The following is a 15,294-nucleotide window of genomic DNA, read 5'->3' on the forward strand; positions in this document are numbered from 1 at the left end:
CCCCGAGGCGGGTCAGGGGGCCGGCGGAGGACGGCGGGAGAGCTCCATCGTCAGCCGGAACAGGTCGCCGTCCGGCGGGAGCGCGGCCAGCGAGCGCAGTTCGACGTCCACGGCGGTGATCGCGGCCTGGCCGGCGGCGAGCAGCCGGTGGCCCTGCTCGGTCACCTCGAGCAGGGCCCGCTTCCCCCGGCCCGGCCCCGCAGGGGCGACCGCGCCGGCCTCGATGAGCGCGGCGACCGTGGCGTGCACGCTCTGCGGGGTCACCCGGGCCCGGCGGGCGAGCTCCGTGTAGGACAGCCCGGGCTGCCGGGCCAGGTGGCCGAGCGCGCCCATCAGCCGCAGCGACAGGCCGCTGGACTCCAGTGCCGCACCCAGCCGTGACTCGACCTCCCGGCCCAGGGCGACGAGGAGCACGGCCGGGCTCGTCGCCGGCGGCTCCGCGGCACCCGGCGCGGTCGGGTCGGTCACGTGGGTCTCCCTCGGTCCACCGCCCGGACGGCGGAACGCCCATCCTCGCAGCCTCCAGCACCGCAGACCGTCCCCAGTTTCAGCCGGGCTGATACTGTCCGCGGCGACCGAGAGGAGCAGTCGATGGCGGGGTTCCTGCTGAGCGTCCACGTGGTGGCCGCGATCGTGTTCGTGGGGTCGGTGACCGTGGCGGTGAGCCTGTTCCCCCGCTACGCCCGGCTCGCGCTGGAGGAGGAGACCGCGGCCCCGGCACTCCCGGCGGTGCACCTGCTGCACCGGATCAGCCGGGTGTACGCGGTGCTGGCGCTCGCCGTCCCGGTCTTCGGGATCGCGGTCGGGTCGGCCCTCGGGGTGCTCGGCGAGCCCTGGGTGCTGGTCTCCATGGCGCTCACCCTCGTCGCGGGGCTGCTGCTGGGCGGCGTCGTCCTGCCCCGGCAGCGACAGCTGCTGCAGCTGGCCGAGGGCGGCCCGGGGCCGACGTCCGCCGCGGCTGCACTGGTCGCGCCGACGACCCGGCAGGCGGACGCCGCCGTCCTGGTGCGCCGGCTGGCCATGGCCTCCGGCACCTTCAACCTGCTCTGGGCGGTGGTCGTGGTGCTGATGATCCTGCGCCCCGGATCGACCACGGGGGTCTGAGGTGCAGACCCGCTGGCTGACGGTCGCCGCGGCGGTCGAGACGGCGTCCCTCGTCCTGCTGCTGGCCAACCTGGCGACGGTGCACCTGCCGGCGGTCGCCTCCGCGCTGGGCCCGGTGCACGGCTTCTGCTACCTGGTCGTGATCGTGCTGGCCTGGCAGCTGCCGGTGCCGACCCGGGTGCGGCTGCGCGCCCTGGTACCGGCGATCGGCGGCCTGTTGGTGCTGCGGCTGTGGCGCCGGGCGACGAGCCGGCCCGCCTCGCCGCCCCCGCGCACGAGCTGACACCGGGCAGGGGTGGAGGTCAGCCGCGCATCTCGCCGAGGAAGCCGGTCATCTGCGACCGCAACTGCTCCGCCAGCTGGGAGAGGCCGGGGGAGGCGCCGCCGTCCTGGCCCAGTGCGGGTGAGCCGTCCACGGCCGTGGTGATGCCGTCGACCAGTCCGGTCATGTCCGCGACCGTCGTCCCGACGTTGCTCATCACCTCGGCGACGTCGTCGCAGGCCGCACGCACCGACTCCACCTGTGCGGTGACCCGCTCCGTGGCACTGGCGGTCTGGTCGGCGAGGTCCTTGACCTCGGAGGCGACGACGGCGAAGCCCTTGCCCGCCTCGCCGGCGCGGGCCGCCTCGATGGTGGCGTTCAGCGCCAGCAACCGGGTCTGCGCGGCGACGGCGTCGATCAGCGCGATCACCTGCTGGATCTCGGTGGAGGAGGCCTCCAGCGAGGTGATCGTCTCCCCGGCCCGACGCACCTCGGTGCTCGCGGAACCGGCGGCTCCGGTCAGCCCGGCAGCCGAGGCGCTCAGCTCGGTCGACGCCGTGGCCACCTGCTCGGACATGGCGAGCACGACCGACTCGAACTCGTCGGCCAGCCGCAGGCGGGTGGCCTGCGCCTCGGTGACCCGGCCGGCGGAGGCGCGCATCGCCTCGGCCGCCTGGTTGAGCACGCCGGCGCTGCGGCGGAAGGTGCCGGGCAGCCCGGCGGGCAGCACCCGACGGTGGAACCGGCCGCTCGCGGCGGAGGTCAGGGCGGCCCCGGCCTCCCGGACGAAGGTGTCGGAGACGTCCAGCAGCTGGTTCACCCCGTGCTGCAGCTCCCGCAGCTCGGGTACGTCCGCGGAGCCGTCCACCGCCCGGCTGCGGGCCTCCAGGTCACCGGCAGCCGCGGCGCGGCAGACCGCGCTCAGCTCGCGGACGAAGGCGCGGTAGACCGCCAGCTCCTCCTCGGCGCCCCGGGGCCCCCCGCCGTTCCGTCGCCTCCTCGGCAGCGCGCTCACCGAGGCCCTCCCTCACCGATCAGCGACCAGACGAACTCGTCGTAGCTCATCGCCCGCTCGGCCAGCAGCGAGCTCAGCAGCGCCGAGGACGCCGCGGTCGCTGCCCGGGCGTTCGGGTGGCGCCGCTCCTCGGTCAGCAGCAGGTCGTAGACCGGGCGCACCCCGGCGATCGCCTGCGGTGCCGGTGCCCGGCGGCTGGAGTGGTAGCCGATCACCGCGCCGCCGGGGTCGAAGGTGGGCGTGACGTTGGCGAGCACCCAGTAGTTGGCGCCGTCGGCGGCCAGGTTGTCCACGTAGGCGAAGACCTCCTGGCCGGCGGCGACGGTGTCCCACAGCAGCGCGAAGACCGCGCGGGGCATGTCGGGGTGCCGGATCAGGTTGTGCGGCTGCCCGAGCACCTCGTCCTCGGCGTACCGGGAGACCCGGAGGAACGACTCGTTGGCGTAGGTGATCACCCCGCGCAGGTCGGTCTTCGACACGATCAGGTCGTCGGGCTCCAGTCGGCGCTCCACGCCGCTCGGCTGCACCGTTCGCCGTCCGTGCCGCGGCTGCGCGCGCTCCGGCAGCGTGTCCGTCCCCACGTTCCTGCGTCCCCCTCGTGCCGGTGCCTCTGTCCAGCTTCGGCGGCGGGGCGCGGGAGTTGAGCGGAGCGCGGGGCTCAGGCCGACCAGGTGGTGTTCGGCGGGCGGCGGAAGTCGATGGTGTGCGGCACGAAGTAGGACAGGTCGTCGGTGATCAGCCCGTCGGACTCCCGGATGCCCAGGCCCGCGGCCTCCCCGTCGACCACCCAGGCGCCGAGCACCGGGTGGTGCGGGCCGTCGGGGCCGGCGAAGTCCGGCAGCGCGCACAGCTGCTGCACGACCCAGCCCTCCGCGCCGTACTTCCCGCCGAGCGAGGCCAGCGGCGCGCCGCCGGGGGCGAACAGCTCGACGTTGTTGCCCTCCCGGCCGAACAGCGGCTTGCGGGCGTACCCGGTCCGCTCCAGCTCGGCGGCGCGCGGGTCGTCGGCGAAGTAGGCGGGGAGCAGGTGCTTGGCGATCACCGGGTCGTCGGCGTAGCGCTGCCAGAGCACCGGCAGCAGCCCCTTGTTCGACCACAGCATCTTCCAGATCGGCTCGATCCAGGTGGTGCCGTCGGGGGTCCACAGGTCGGCGATCACCGAGGGGCCGTAGGCGTCGTCGAGCAGCCACTCCCAGGGGTAGAGCTTGAAGACGACGTCGACCCGGTTGCCCTTGGGGTCGTAGAACCGGGCGTCGCCGGTGTCCAGGCCCAGCTCCTCGGTGGTCAGCACCACCGTCTCGTAGCCGGCCCGCTGGACGGTGTCGGCCAGGTAGGCCACCGTCATCCAGTCCTCACCGCTGCGGTCGCCGTTGGTCCAGGCCAGGTGCACCCGGGGACGACGGCCGTGCTCGGCCTCCCAGCGGGACAGGTTGCGCCGCCAGGCGTCCACCAGCCGGTCGTCGAGCTGGTTCCACTGGTCGCGGCCCTGGCCGGTCTCCAGGTGCCAGGCCCACTGCACCACCGCGGCCTCGACCAGCGAGGTCGGGGTGTCGGCGTTGAACTCCAGCAGCTTCGGGGCGCCCTCGCCGTCCCACCACAGGTCGAAGCGGCCGTAGACGCTGGGCGGCTCCTGGTCCCAGGTGGCCTTGATGACCTCCCGGGCGTCGTGCGGGATCCGCATCCGGTCCAGCAGCCGCTCGTCGGCCAGCGCCACGTCACCGGCCTCCACGCAGGCGGCGAAGAGCTGGTCGGTGACGTCGGCGAGGTGGTCGATCTCGGCGGAGGTGAAGTCGTAGAAGACGTCCTCGCGCCAGTACGAGCGGGTCTCACCGCCGGGGACGGTCGTCTTGTTGTAGACCAGCCCCTGGCTCTCGATCTCGGCCTCCCAGCCGAGCCGGGCGGTGCCGTAGAGGCGTCTCACGAGCCGACGCTCCCGCTCCCGACCCGGCCCGAGCCGATGCCGCCGGAGATCCGGGTGCCGGAGGTGACCCGGCCGCTGCCGGGCAGCCCGGCCCGGGACCGCGCCGTGGTGTCGGCGGGGTTCACCCGGGTCGCCGCGCCGGTGTACTGCTGCGGGATGGTCTGGCCGACCGCGTACCGGTTGCCGCCGAAGCCGCCCAGCAGGAAGAAGTAGGGCACCCCGCCGATGAAGCCGCCGTTGCGTTCGGCCTCCTCGCACTGCTCCTCGTCCACGACCTGGTCCTGCTCGTCGACGCAGTAGACCCGCTCGGCCTCCTGCTCGTCCTCACCTGCGACGCCACAGGCGGACAGGAAGCCCATCGCCGCCCCGGTCAGGCTGACCGTGCCGATCGCCGCCCGCACCCGGTTGCTCCTCGACGTGCTCACCGTCCGCGCTCCTCACCTGGGCGTCCACCGTGTCCCCGGACCGCACATGCTGTCGGACCCGGCGTCCTGCCGTGCACCCGCCCCCTCGCATCATCCTCGGATCGGCCGGGGGTGCCGCGGCGTCGGCGGGGTACGGGACGGCGATGGCCCTCGCAGCGCACCGGACCGGTTCCGGCGACCCCCTCGTCCTCGTGCACGGCCTGGGCGGTTCCTGGCGCTCCTGGGACCCGGTGCTCCCCGGCCTGGCCGCGGCGCGAGAGGTGGTGGCCGTGGACCTGCCCGGCTTCGCCGGCGACACCCCGCCGCTGGCCGACCCCGGCTTCGGCTCGCTCACCGACGCAGTGGCCGACTGGCTGCGGGCCGAGGGGCTGGCCGACGCCCCGCTGGTCGGCAGCTCGCTGGGCGCCCGGATGGTGCTGGAGCTGTCCCGGCGCGGGCTGGGCGGGGACGCCGTGGCCCTCGACCCGGGCGGGTTCTGGACCGACCGGGAGGCCGCGGTGTTCCTGGCCAGCCTGCGCGCCTCGATCGCGCTGGTCCGCCGGGTCCGGCCGGCGCTCCCCACCCTGCTGGGCAACCCGGCCGGGCGGACGGCGCTGCTGGCCCAGTTCTCCGCCCGCCCGTGGGCGCTGGACGGCGAGGTGGTCACCCGTGAGCTCACCGGGTACGCGGACTCGCCGTCCTTCGACGCCGTGCTCACCGACCTCGCCCGCGGGCCCCGCCAGCAGGGCGCCCCGGCCGGGTCGCTGCCCGGCCGGCTGACCATCGGCTGGGGACGGCGGGACCGGGTGACCCTGGCCCGCCAGGCGGCGCGGGCGCTGGAGGCGTTCCCCGACGCCGAGCTGCACTGGTTCGACGGGTCCGGTCACTTCCCGATGTGGGACGTGCCCGCGGAGACCGTCGCCCTGGTGCTCGCCGCGACCGCCCGCCGATGAGTTCCCCGGGGATGGCCGGTCTGACTCGTGACGGGACCGGACGGTGGTCCCACGAACCGAGGAGCTCCCTGTGCGCACCATCTTCGTGAACCTGCCGGTCACCGACCTGGACCGGGCCACGGCCTTCTACGCGGCGCTGGGCTTCCGCAACGACGCCCGGTACACCGACGAGACCGGGGCCGCGATGGTGGTCGAGGAGAACATCCTGGTGATGCTGCTGACCCGGGAGAAGTTCGCCGGGTTCGTGGCGGGCGAGGTCGGCGACCCGGCGCAGGCCACCTCGGTGCTCAACGCCATCTCCGCCGCCGACCGGGCGGAGTGCGACGACCTGCTCTCCCGGGCGCTGGCCGCGGGCGGCAAGCCCTGGCAGCCGGCCCAGGACCACGGCTTCATGTACGGCACCAGCTTCACCGACCCGGACGGCAACGTCTGGGAGGCGGCGTGGATGGACCCCGCCGCGCTCGAGGGCTGACCCGCCCCGTCGAGTGGCGACCTGTGCACGTCTGCCCCGGGGCCGAGGGGTGCACAGGTCGCCGGTCGGTGGCTCAGTGCAGCGGGATCTCCGGCTCGTCCGGCGTGCGGGGGCCGGTCAGCCGCCGCTCGGCCTCGGTGATCGGGACGTCGTTGATGCTGGCCTCCCGTCGCCGCATCAGCCCGTGCGCGTCGAACTCCCAGTTCTCGTTGCCGTAGCTGCGCCACCACTGGCCGTCGGCGTCGTGCCACTCGTACTGGAACCGGACGGCGATCCGGTCGTCGGTGAACGCCCACAGCGACTTGCGCAGCACGTAGTCCTGCTCGCGGGCCCACTTGGCGGTGAGGAAGTCGACGATCTCGGCCCGGCCGGTGACAAAGGTGTCCCGGTTCCGCCAGACCGAGTCCTCGGTGTAGGCCAGTGACACCCGCTCGGGGTCCCGGCTGTTCCAGGCGTCCTCGGCTGCCTGCACCTTCGCGGCGGCGGTCTCGGCGGTGAAGGGGGGCAGCGGCGGGCGGTCGGTCACCCGCCCATCCTGGTCCGGTCGGCAGCTCAGAGCGAGGAGAGGTCGTCCGGGACGTCGACGGCCTGAGACCGCAGCGCCTCCAGCGGCACCACCTCCAGGGCGCGGGCGTTGGTCGCGGCCAGCACCACCCCGGCCGGTGTGCCCGCCTGGAGCGCCTGGAGCCAGCGGACGGCGACCATGCACCAGCGGTCGCCGGGGCGCAGCCCGGGGAAGTCGTACTCCGGGCGCGGGGTGATCAGGTCGTTGCCCAGCTCGCGCTGCATCTCCAGGAACTCGGCGGAGACCACGGCGCAGACGGTGTGGCTGCCCAGGTCGGCCGGCCCGGTGCGGCACGACCCGTCCCGGGTGAAGCCGGTCATCGGGTCGGTGCCGCACGGCTCCAACGGACCGCCCAGCACGTTGCGGTCCTCGCCGGGGGCGCTCATGGGCCTGATCATCGCGCCGCCGGAGCCGGCGCGCCGGGTGGGCCGTGCGCTTCTGAGTCGCGCCCGACCGGCCGCACCGGGAGGCTGGGGGCGTGCGAGTACTGGTCACCGGGGCGTCGGGGTTCGTCGGCAGCAGGCTGGTGCCTGCCCTGGAGGAGGCCGGGCACGAGGTCCGGGCGATGACCCGGCACCCGGACACCTACTCCGGCGCCGGCACGCCGGTGCCGGGGGACGTCGGCGACGAGGCGTCGCTGCGGACCGCGCTGGCCGACTGCGAGGCCGCCTACTACCTGGTGCACTCGCTGGACTCCGCGGACTTCCAGGAGAAGGACGCCGCTGCGGCCCGCGCCTTCGCCCGGGCCGCGGCCGACGCCGGGGTCCGCCGGATCGTCTACCTCGGCGGGCTCGGCAGCGACTCCGACGACCTCTCCGCGCACCTGCGCAGCCGCCGCCAGGTCGAGCGGCTGCTGGGCGAGACGGGCGTGCCGGTCACCGCCCTGCGGGCCGGGATCGTGGTCGGGCACGGCGGGGTCTCCTGGGAGATGACCCGCCAGCTGGTCGCCCACCTGCCGGCGATGGTCACCCCGCGCTGGGTGCACACCCGCACCCAGCCGATCGCGATCGCCGACGTCGTCCGGTACCTGGTCGGGGTGCTGGAGGTGCCGGAGGCCGAGGGGCGGGCGTTCGACGTCGGTGGCCCCGAGGTGCTCGAGTACCTGGAGATGCTCACCCGGGTCGCGGAGATCCAGGGCCGCCGGCTGCTGATCGTCCCGGTGCCGCTGCTGAGCCCGAAGCTCTCCTCCTACTGGCTGTCGCTGGTCACCGACGTCGACGTGCAGACCGGCCGGTCGCTGATCGACTCGATGACCAACGAGGTGGTGGTGAAGGACGACTCGATCCGCCGGGTCGTCCCCTTCGAGCCGATGAGCTACGACGAGGCGGTGCTCACCGCGCTGGGTGAACGGGCGCGCGCTCGCCGGGAAGCCCGGGCGTCGACCACGGGGCTGGTGGGATGACCCGCACCACGCGGCGGCCGGGCCAGGCGCTGCTGTCCGACGCCCGGCTGGCCCGGCTGCTGCGCCGGGCGCCGTCCTGGCTGGTGGACAAGGTGCCGCGCGACCACCGGGAGTCCGACGAGGCCTTCCGCCGCCGCCGCCGGGTGACCGCCGGGGTCTCGCTGGCCGGCGCCGGGCTGCTCGGGGTGTCGCTGTCGCAGAGGCCCAACTCGACGTCGTTCTACGCGCTGACCATGGGCGTGGCGGGCACCTGGGTGGCCGGGGGGCTCGCCTCCGGGCCGCTGCACCTGGGCTGGGTGCAGACCCCGAAGGCCACGTTGCGCCGCCCGCTGCTCACGCCGGTCGTGGCCGGGGCGGCGGCCTTCGCGGGGTTCTACGGCGCCGCGCTCGTGGCCAAGCGCATCGCGCCGCTGGACGCCGCGGTGTCCCGGGTGCTCCGGTACGCCCAGCAGGGCTCGCCGCCGCTGGTGCTCACCACCACGCTGGCCAACGGCCTCGCCGAGGAGGTCTTCTTCCGCGGCGCGCTGTACGCGGCGGCCGGCGTCCACCACCCGGTGCTCAAGTCCTCCGCCGTCTACACGCTGGCCACCGTCGCGACCCGCAACCCGGCGCTGGTGCTGGCCTCGGTGCCGATGGGCCTGCTGTTCGCGCTGCAGCGGCGGGTCACCGGCGGCATCCAGGCGCCGATGCTCACCCACGCCACCTGGTCGGTGCTGATGCTGCGGTACCTGCCGCCGCTGTTCGCCGACGAGCCCTCGGTGAACGACCCGCACCCGGCCGAAGAGCTCTGAGCCCGGTCAGGCCGGGCGGGCCAGCAGCTCCGCCAGCTCGCGGTCGATGAACTCGTTGTCCGCCGGGTTCTGCCCCAGGCCGGCGAAGTGCCCGTAGACGGTCGGGATGACCCGGACCTCACCGTTCTCGATGAACTGCGAGGCCCACTCCTCGTCCTCCGGCGGGAAGTACAGGTCGGTCTTCGCCGGCATGGCCACCAGTGGGCAGCGGATCGAGCGCAGCGCCGCCTCGGTGTCGCCGTCGAAGCCCGGGGTCTTCCCGACGTCACCGTGTTCCCAGGTCCACAGCATCCCCAGCAGGTCGTTGGGGTCGCGCTCGTCGAGCCAGTAGCCCTCCCAGAAGCCGACGAGGAAGTCCTCGAGGGAGGAGAAGCCCAGGTTGCGGTACTCCCGCTGCCAGTAGAAGGCCTGGGAGAGGCCCCAGCCGGCGTAGATCCGGGCGAAGGCCCGCAGGCCGGCGGTGGGCAGCGCGTCGGGCCGGTAGCGCCCGCCGGCGAACGCCGGGTCGAGCGTGAGCGCGGCCCGCAGGCTCTTCAGGAAGACCTGGTTGTGCTCGCTGGTGATCGCCGAGCCGACGATGGGCGCGGCCCGCTTGACCATCTCGGGGTGGCTGACCGCCCACTGGTAGGTCTGGCCGGCGCCCATGGAGGACCCGACCACCAGCTCCACCGACTCGATGCCCCACTGCTGGGTGAGCAGCCGGTGCTGCACCTCGACCTGGTCGTGGAAGGTCACGTGCGGGAAATTCGGCCCGTCGTAGGGCGGCGGGGTGTTGCTCGGCGACGTCGACAGGCCGTTGTTGAGCTGGTTGGGCATCACGATGAAGTACTTCTCGGGGTCGCAGGCCTTCCCCGGCCCGACCGACCACTCGTTGGCGTCGTGCCAGGCGCTGTACCAGGTGGGGTGGACGATCACGTTGGACTTGTCGGCGTTGAGCGTGCCGTACGTCTTGTAGGCGAGCTGGGCTCCGCGCAGGGTCGCGCCGCCCTGCAGGACGACGTCCCCCAGGTCGAAGAGCTCGTGGTCGGTGGGCCGTGGCATCGGTGCTCCTCGGGGCTGCGGGGACGGACGGGTCAGGCGGGCTGGACGGCGGCCTCGTCGACGAGCTCGACCGGGTCGCCGAGGGCGATCTCGCCGGGCTGCTCGACCGTGGCGTACATGCCGAGGATCACCGCGCCGTTGTCCGGCAGGTGCGCCACCGGCGTGCTGAGGTCGGTCGCGAGCTCGCCGCGGTAGCGCACGATCGCCTTGAGCGTGCCGAAGTCGACCACCCCGCTGTCGGGGTTCTCGTTGGTCACGACGCAGCGCGGCACGGGCCCGACCACCTGGACGGTGGCGCCGCCGATCCGCACCCGCCGGCCGGCCCAGGTGTCCTCCTCGTGGACGTCGCAGCCGTCCACCTCCACGAGCATCCGGAAGCGGCGGTGGTCCAGCCGCTCGCCGTCGGGGGTGACCCGCCGCAGGTGCTCCAGCGTCGCGGTGGAGATGAGCGTGACCGGGTGGACGTCGACCGCGTCACCGGGCCGGTCGACCGCGACCAGGTGCACCTCGCGCCCGACGAAGTCGCTGAGCGCGGCCGACCACGGCCCCTCGACGAGGTGCCCGTCGACGGGGCGCCCGTAGAAGTCAGTGCGGACCGCCTCGCCGAGCTCGGTGGTCCGGCCCGCCACGGGCGGGCGGTCGGGGAAGAGCAGTCGGAGCTGGTCGTCGCCGGGGTCGAACTCGGCGGTGAGCTGCACGAGCGGGCCGTGCTGCTTGCCGTTGAACAACCGCCGTCGGGCGTCGACCAGGTGGAAGCGCCGGTTCTCCGGCACGCCGTTCCGGGTGACCGTCACGGTGCGTGGACCGTGCAGGGCGGTGCCCTTGACCGGGGTGGTCGAGAGTCGGGAGACGAGCGGCATGGCCCTCCGTCCGGAGCGGTGCTGGTGCCGGTGCGTTGGACCGTAGCCGGGGTCGGGCGGTCCCGCTGCCGGGTCAGTGCCGGTGGGCCCCACCGCCGGGCAGGCGGCGTCCCGTGGGTGGGCCGGTGACCACCGGCTCGCCACTGCGGGCCCGGTCGACGCGGGCACGGTCGGCGCGGCCGGCGTCGCGCAGCGCGCCGGCGGGAGGGCGCCCGACCCCCACGCGGTAGTGGCGCTGTGCCGTCCGGTCGCAGGCCGGGCAGGGTGCCGTGGCGGCGGCGTCCCGCATGTCGCGGTGCAGGTCGAACGGGCCGCACTCGGGGCAGCGGAACTCGTACAGCGGCAACGCGGTGCTCCTCTCGGGGGAAGGAGGTGCGGGGCGGGCCGGGCCCGCCCCGCACCAGCGTCAGTCGGCCGTCAGGTCCCGGCCGCCGCCGGCACCGTCGGGCAGGATGTTCCGGTCGAAGATCGACAGCGGGATGCTGATCGAGACCGCGCTGTTCGGGATGTCGACCACCCCGCCGATCCGGCCGTCGATCGGTGCTGCCCCGAGGAACAGGTACGCCTGCTCGAAGGTCCAGCCCATGGCCGGCATCAGGTAGTTGATGGCGTTGAGGCAGGCCTGGCGGTAGGCGACCGTCGCGTTCATGTAGTAGTTGCGGCCGTCCTCGACGCTGATCCCCTCGAAGGTGAGGAACTCCGAGTAGTTCGGGCCCACCCGGCCGGGCTTGAAGAACGGCATGGACTGCTTGTGACGGTCCATCCCGCCCTTGATCAGGTCGAAGTGCAGGTCGATGAAGCCGGGCATCTCGATCGCCCCGCAGAAGGTGATCTCGCCGTCCCCCTGGGCGAAGTGCAGGTCACCGATGGAGAACTTGCCCCCGGGCACGTACACCGGCATGTAGACCCGGCTGCCCACGCCGAGGTCCTTGATGTCGACGTTGCCGCCGTGCTCGCGCGGCGGGATGGTCCGGCAGGCCTCGGCGGCCGCCCGGTCCAGGTCCGCGCCGCGCAGCGTCCCCAGCAGCGCGTCCTTGGAGAGCGGGGGGAGGGCGAGCGCCGGGACCTGCGGCGCCCCGGGGACGTCGCCGTCGTGTGCCGGGACGTCACCGGTGACCCGGTCCGGGTTCTGGTCGATCAGCGCCTGCTCCCGCCGGTTCCACTCCGCGAGCAGGTCGGGCGAGGGGGCGCAGCCGAAGAGTCCGGGGTGGGAGTTGCCGATGAACCGGACGCCGGGCACGTGCCGGCTGCTGGTCCAGATGCCGTCGAGGTCCCAGATCGCCTTGGACGCCTGCGGGGAGTGGTCCGTGAGGAAGCCGCCGCCGTTCTCCTTGGCGAAGATCCCGGTGTAGCCCCACTCCTGCTCCTGGAAGGGGCCGATGTCCACGATGTCGACGACGAGCAGGTCACCGGGTTCGGCGCCCTCGATGGCGAACGGCCCGCTGAGCATGTGGCACGGGTCGATGTTCATGTCGCGGATGTCGTCGGCGTCGTCGGTGTTGCGGACCTGGTCGTCGGTCCAGTCCTTGCACTCGATCCGGTAGGTCCCGCCGGGGGCCACCGTGTTGGCGGGCGGGATGTCGGGGTGCCAGCGGTTGTGGCCGGGCACCGTCTGGTCGCGCATCGACACGCTCAGGTCAGGGTTGATCTCGAAGATCACTTCGGGCACGGGAGGCTCCTCGGGTCGGGTGGACGGTCGGGCGGGTCAGAAGCTCGACCGGGGGACGCCCATGCCGGGGTCGATCCGCGTCGGTCCGGACGCCGAGGGGGTGACGTCGATGTCGAAGATGCCGGTGGGGAGGTAGACGGTGGAGCAGGAGTTGGGGATGTCGACCACCCCGGACAGCCGGCCCTCGATCGGCGCGGCGCCGAGGATCATGTAGGCCTGCTCGGGCGACCAGCCGAACTTGGTCAGGTAGTCGATCGCGTGCAGGCAGGCCCGCTGGTAGGACAGGTGCGAGTCCAGGTAGCGCTGTTCGTCGTCCAGCGTCACCGACGTCCCGGAGAAGGCCAGCCACCGCTCGTACCGGGGGTCGACGTTGCCCGGCATGAAGATGGCGTTCTCGCTGACCCCGTAGGTCTCCATGCCGCCCTTGATCAGGTCGACGTGCAGGTCGATGAAGCCGCCCATCTCGATGGCGCCGCAGAAGGTGATCTCGCCGTCGCCCTGGGAGAAGTGCAGGTCGCCGAGCGACAGCTTCGCCCCGTGCACGAACACCGGGTAGAAGACCCGGCTGCCCTTCGTCAGGTTCTTGATGTCCTGGTTGCCCCCGTTCTCCCGGGGCGGCGCGGTGCGGGCGGCCTCGCCGGCGACCCGGTCGTACTCCGCGCCCGTCAGGCCGGAGAGGATCGCGTCCTGTGGCAGGGGTGGCAGGGCCAGCGGCGGCACCCGATCGGGGTCGGTGGCGATCAGGGCGCCCTCGCGGCGGTTCCAGCGGGCCAGCAGCTCCGCCGACGGCGCGGTGCCCATCAGGCCCGGGTGCACGATGCCGGTGAACGAGACGTGCGGGACGTGCCGGGAGGTCGCCGTCTGCCCGGCGAAGTCCCAGATCACCTTGTAGGCGTCCGGGAACTGGTCGGTGAGGAAGCCGCCGCCGTTCTGCCGGGCGAAGATCCCGGTGTACCCCCAGCCCTGCCCGGCCAGCGGGCCGGAGTCCTCCTGCGGGATCGGCCCCACGTCGAGGATGTCGACGATCAGCAGGTCACCGGGCTCGGCGCCCTCCACGGCGAAGGGGCCGCTGAGCACGTGCACCGTGGACAGCGGCGCGTCCCGGATGTCGTCGGCGGAGTCGTCGTTGTGGATGGCCCCGTCGAACCACTCGCGGCAGTCGACCCGGAAGGTGTCCCCGGGGCGGACGGTCACCTGGGCGGGGATGTCGGGGTGCCAGCGGTTGTGGCCGATGTGCTGCTGCTCGGTGAACGGCTTGCTGGAGTCGAGGGGGAACAGGCGCTCGGGCATGGTCTGGCTCCTGGGCTCGGGTCTGGCTGCGGGGCGGTCGGCCGACGGCTCGGGGGCGGGCCTCACCTCCGCCGGTCGGCGGGCGCGTCCGGCACGGGCTGCTCTTCCACGACGTTGCCGTGCACCTGTGTGCTGCGCCGGTCGCGGAACGCGGGGAACAGGGCCAGGGAGAGCAGCAGGACGACGGCGAGCACGATCGCCGCCGTCGTCACGTTCTCCGCCCACACGCCGGTCAGCAGCAGGAACGCGGGGACGGCGCAGGTGAAGACCCCGGCGACGACGGCGACCAGCCCGGTGAACCGGGTGAGCTCCTCCCGCTTCAGCCCGAGCACCAGGAAGAACAGCGCCCACAGCACCGCCCAGTACAGCCAGATGACCCCGAAGGCCGGGTCGTCCAGCCGGCCGAAGTTCAGCCCCGCGTAGACCACGGCGCAGGCCGCCACGAAGGCGGAGAACCAGCCGAGCCCGGTGCCGTCCAGGCCGCGGGTCAGGTTCAGGCCCACGTAGAGGTAGGTGAAGCCGAACAGGTAGAGCCCGGAGGCGCCGAGGACCACGTCCGGGTCGCCGCCGGAGGTGATGATCAGGTAGGTGGGCGTGAACACCTGCAGCGCGCCGACGAAGAAGTTCAGCGGTGCGGCCGCCCGGGCGTCCACCCGGCCCAGGAGCATCAGGCCGTTGACGATCAGGACCGCTCCGACGTACAGCAGGCCGACACTGGCCATCTCGGCCCCTCCCCTCTCGTGCAGTCGATCGGGATCTGCGGAGGGCCCGCCCTCAGGGCCGGGGCAGCCGGCTCAGCGCCGGGTTGCGCAGCACGTCGGCCCGTCGGCCGGGACGCGGCCCCGGAGGCGGGGCGGAGACGACGTCGGGCTGGTCGCCGGTGCGCTCGGTCCGCTCGATCAGGGCCCGGCGCACCGGGGAGCCGAAGGAGAGGCGGGGAGCGGTGAACACCCGCGCGGCGGTCGACCCGCAGGCCGGGCACTCGACCGCAGCGGGGGCGGCGCCCATCGCGCACCGGGTCTCGGTCGTGCCGTGGTCGGGGCAGCGGTACAGGTAGACGGCGATGTCGCACCTCCGGTCACACCGGCGGAGGGGCACGGGCCCCTCCGGACCAGGCGCACGCTCGTCCCGCCCACCGGAGGGGGTCAAGGCGATGGGGATCCGGGGGAGGCCCCCGCCCCGGAGCGTGACGGCGCGTCGTGACGCACCGGATGGACATCGTCGTGGAACCGGCGGCCGGGCGAGATGCGGCCTACGTTGTCACCCACCGAACAGGAGCACCCATGACCAGACGGACGCTGCACACGAGACGGGCCATGATCGCCGGGCTGGCCGTCTCGGTCTTCCTGACGGTCATGACCACGCTGCAGGCGCCACCAGGGAGCCGCCTCGCGAGCTTCGTCCTCACCGCGGCTGCCTGTGCCGTCCTGGTGACCTCGGTGCTCCTCACCGCGCGAGCTGTCCAGGGACGACAGGGGCGTTGACACCCGGTGGGCGCGCTCCCGCGCTCGCTGAGCGGGCCGGTCCGTCACGCGATGGCTGTGT

21 protein-coding genes are annotated in these 15,294 nt (G+C 73.6%); 7 read left to right on the top strand and 14 right to left on the bottom strand.

The features are described from left to right. Positions 1-12 precede the first annotated feature (12 nt). Positions 13-468 (bottom strand): MarR family winged helix-turn-helix transcriptional regulator, encoded by a 456-nt coding sequence (locus tag O2W15_RS06985; RefSeq protein ID WP_269178878.1) that lies wholly within the window; start codon positions 466-468, stop codon positions 13-15. A 123-nt stretch (positions 469-591) separates the two neighbouring features. On the opposite strand from O2W15_RS06985, the gene O2W15_RS06990 reads away from it, so the two are divergent. Next, on the top strand, positions 592-1,104 hold the full coding sequence (locus tag O2W15_RS06990) for a hypothetical protein (protein WP_269178879.1): 513 nt from the start codon (positions 592-594) through the stop codon (positions 1,102-1,104). Position 1,105: 1 nt separating this feature from the next. Next, on the top strand, positions 1,106-1,387 hold the full coding sequence (locus tag O2W15_RS06995) for a hypothetical protein (RefSeq protein WP_269178880.1): 282 nt from the start codon (positions 1,106-1,108) through the stop codon (positions 1,385-1,387). Positions 1,388-1,406: 19 nt separating this feature from the next. Here O2W15_RS06995 and O2W15_RS07000 read toward each other — a convergent pair whose 3' ends face one another. The 4 genes from O2W15_RS07000 to O2W15_RS07015 all read right to left on the bottom strand — a co-directional run bounded on the left by O2W15_RS07000 (position 1,407) and on the right by O2W15_RS07015 (position 4,727). Further along, on the bottom strand, positions 1,407-2,381 hold the full coding sequence (locus tag O2W15_RS07000; protein WP_269178881.1) for a methyl-accepting chemotaxis protein: 975 nt from the start codon (positions 2,379-2,381) through the stop codon (positions 1,407-1,409). After that, positions 2,378-2,893 carry a PAS domain-containing protein gene (locus tag O2W15_RS07005; RefSeq protein WP_269178882.1) on the bottom strand — a complete coding sequence of 172 codons (516 nt, stop codon included), beginning with the start codon at positions 2,891-2,893 and terminating at the stop codon, positions 2,378-2,380. The genes O2W15_RS07000 and O2W15_RS07005 overlap by 4 nt, the downstream gene beginning before the upstream one ends. Before the next feature lie 146 nt (positions 2,894-3,039). Next, positions 3,040-4,302 carry a glutathionylspermidine synthase family protein gene (locus tag O2W15_RS07010; RefSeq protein WP_269178883.1) on the bottom strand — a complete coding sequence of 421 codons (1,263 nt, stop codon included), beginning with the start codon at positions 4,300-4,302 and terminating at the stop codon, positions 3,040-3,042. Then, complete coding sequence (locus O2W15_RS07015; protein ID WP_156119136.1) at positions 4,299-4,727, bottom strand: hypothetical protein; 429 nt, start codon at positions 4,725-4,727, stop codon at positions 4,299-4,301. Before O2W15_RS07015 ends, O2W15_RS07010 begins: the two co-directional genes overlap by 4 nt. 143 nt (positions 4,728-4,870) lie before the next feature. Here O2W15_RS07015 and O2W15_RS07020 point away from each other — a divergent pair, with 143 nt between their 5' ends. Continuing rightward, positions 4,871-5,659, top strand: a complete 789-nt coding sequence (locus tag O2W15_RS07020) for an alpha/beta fold hydrolase (protein ID WP_269178884.1) — start codon at positions 4,871-4,873, stop codon at positions 5,657-5,659. Between the two features lie 70 nt (positions 5,660-5,729). Then, positions 5,730-6,131 (top strand): VOC family protein, encoded by a 402-nt coding sequence (locus O2W15_RS07025; protein ID WP_269178885.1) that lies wholly within the window; start codon positions 5,730-5,732, stop codon positions 6,129-6,131. A gap of 73 nt (positions 6,132-6,204) precedes the next feature. Here O2W15_RS07025 and O2W15_RS07030 read toward each other — a convergent pair whose 3' ends face one another. Then, a complete protein-coding gene (locus O2W15_RS07030; protein ID WP_269178886.1) occupies positions 6,205-6,657 on the bottom strand; it encodes a nuclear transport factor 2 family protein in 453 nt (150 codons plus the stop codon). A gap of 26 nt (positions 6,658-6,683) precedes the next feature. After that, positions 6,684-7,082, bottom strand: a complete 399-nt coding sequence (locus O2W15_RS07035) for a DUF2237 family protein (protein ID WP_269162604.1) — start codon at positions 7,080-7,082, stop codon at positions 6,684-6,686. A gap of 92 nt (positions 7,083-7,174) precedes the next feature. On the opposite strand from O2W15_RS07035, the gene O2W15_RS07040 reads away from it, so the two are divergent. Continuing rightward, entirely contained in the window at positions 7,175-8,098 is a 924-nt protein-coding gene (locus tag O2W15_RS07040) for an NAD(P)H-binding protein (RefSeq protein ID WP_269178887.1), read from the top strand. Then, positions 8,095-8,889, top strand: a complete 795-nt coding sequence (locus O2W15_RS07045) for a CPBP family intramembrane glutamic endopeptidase (protein WP_269178888.1) — start codon at positions 8,095-8,097, stop codon at positions 8,887-8,889. The genes O2W15_RS07040 and O2W15_RS07045 overlap by 4 nt, the downstream gene beginning before the upstream one ends. Positions 8,890-8,895: 6 nt before the next feature. Here O2W15_RS07045 and O2W15_RS07050 read toward each other — a convergent pair whose 3' ends face one another. The 7 genes from O2W15_RS07050 to O2W15_RS07080 form a co-directional block, all read right to left on the bottom strand. After that, complete coding sequence (locus tag O2W15_RS07050; protein WP_269178889.1) at positions 8,896-9,930, bottom strand: alpha/beta fold hydrolase; 1,035 nt, start codon at positions 9,928-9,930, stop codon at positions 8,896-8,898. A gap of 32 nt (positions 9,931-9,962) precedes the next feature. Next, positions 9,963-10,790 (bottom strand): MOSC domain-containing protein, encoded by an 828-nt coding sequence (locus tag O2W15_RS07055; protein ID WP_269178890.1) that lies wholly within the window; start codon positions 10,788-10,790, stop codon positions 9,963-9,965. A gap of 73 nt (positions 10,791-10,863) precedes the next feature. Continuing rightward, the gene (locus tag O2W15_RS07060) at positions 10,864-11,136 is read right to left on the bottom strand and encodes an FmdB family zinc ribbon protein (protein ID WP_269178891.1); all 273 of its coding nucleotides are present in this window, start codon (positions 11,134-11,136) and stop codon (positions 10,864-10,866) included. A 60-nt stretch (positions 11,137-11,196) separates the two neighbouring features. Continuing rightward, positions 11,197-12,459 (bottom strand): formamidase, encoded by a 1,263-nt coding sequence (fmdA, locus tag O2W15_RS07065; protein ID WP_269178892.1) that lies wholly within the window; start codon positions 12,457-12,459, stop codon positions 11,197-11,199. Between the two features lie 36 nt (positions 12,460-12,495). Continuing rightward, positions 12,496-13,749: a formamidase gene (gene fmdA, locus O2W15_RS07070; protein WP_269178893.1), complete on the bottom strand. Its 1,254-nt coding sequence runs from the start codon at positions 13,747-13,749 to the stop codon at positions 12,496-12,498. Positions 13,750-13,811: 62 nt separating this feature from the next. Continuing rightward, positions 13,812-14,471: an AmiS/UreI family transporter gene (locus tag O2W15_RS07075; protein ID WP_269178894.1), complete on the bottom strand. Its 660-nt coding sequence runs from the start codon at positions 14,469-14,471 to the stop codon at positions 13,812-13,814. Between the two features lie 52 nt (positions 14,472-14,523). After that, on the bottom strand, positions 14,524-14,847 hold the full coding sequence (locus tag O2W15_RS07080) for an FmdB family zinc ribbon protein (RefSeq protein ID WP_269162613.1): 324 nt from the start codon (positions 14,845-14,847) through the stop codon (positions 14,524-14,526). A 185-nt stretch (positions 14,848-15,032) separates the two neighbouring features. On the opposite strand from O2W15_RS07080, the gene O2W15_RS07085 reads away from it, so the two are divergent. After that, positions 15,033-15,233 carry a hypothetical protein gene (locus O2W15_RS07085; protein ID WP_269162614.1) on the top strand — a complete coding sequence of 67 codons (201 nt, stop codon included), beginning with the start codon at positions 15,033-15,035 and terminating at the stop codon, positions 15,231-15,233. Positions 15,234-15,294 lie beyond the last annotated feature (61 nt).

The sequence above is a fragment of the Modestobacter sp. VKM Ac-2979 genome (assembly GCF_026967995.1).
Lineage (GTDB): Bacteria > Actinomycetota > Actinomycetes > Mycobacteriales > Geodermatophilaceae > Modestobacter.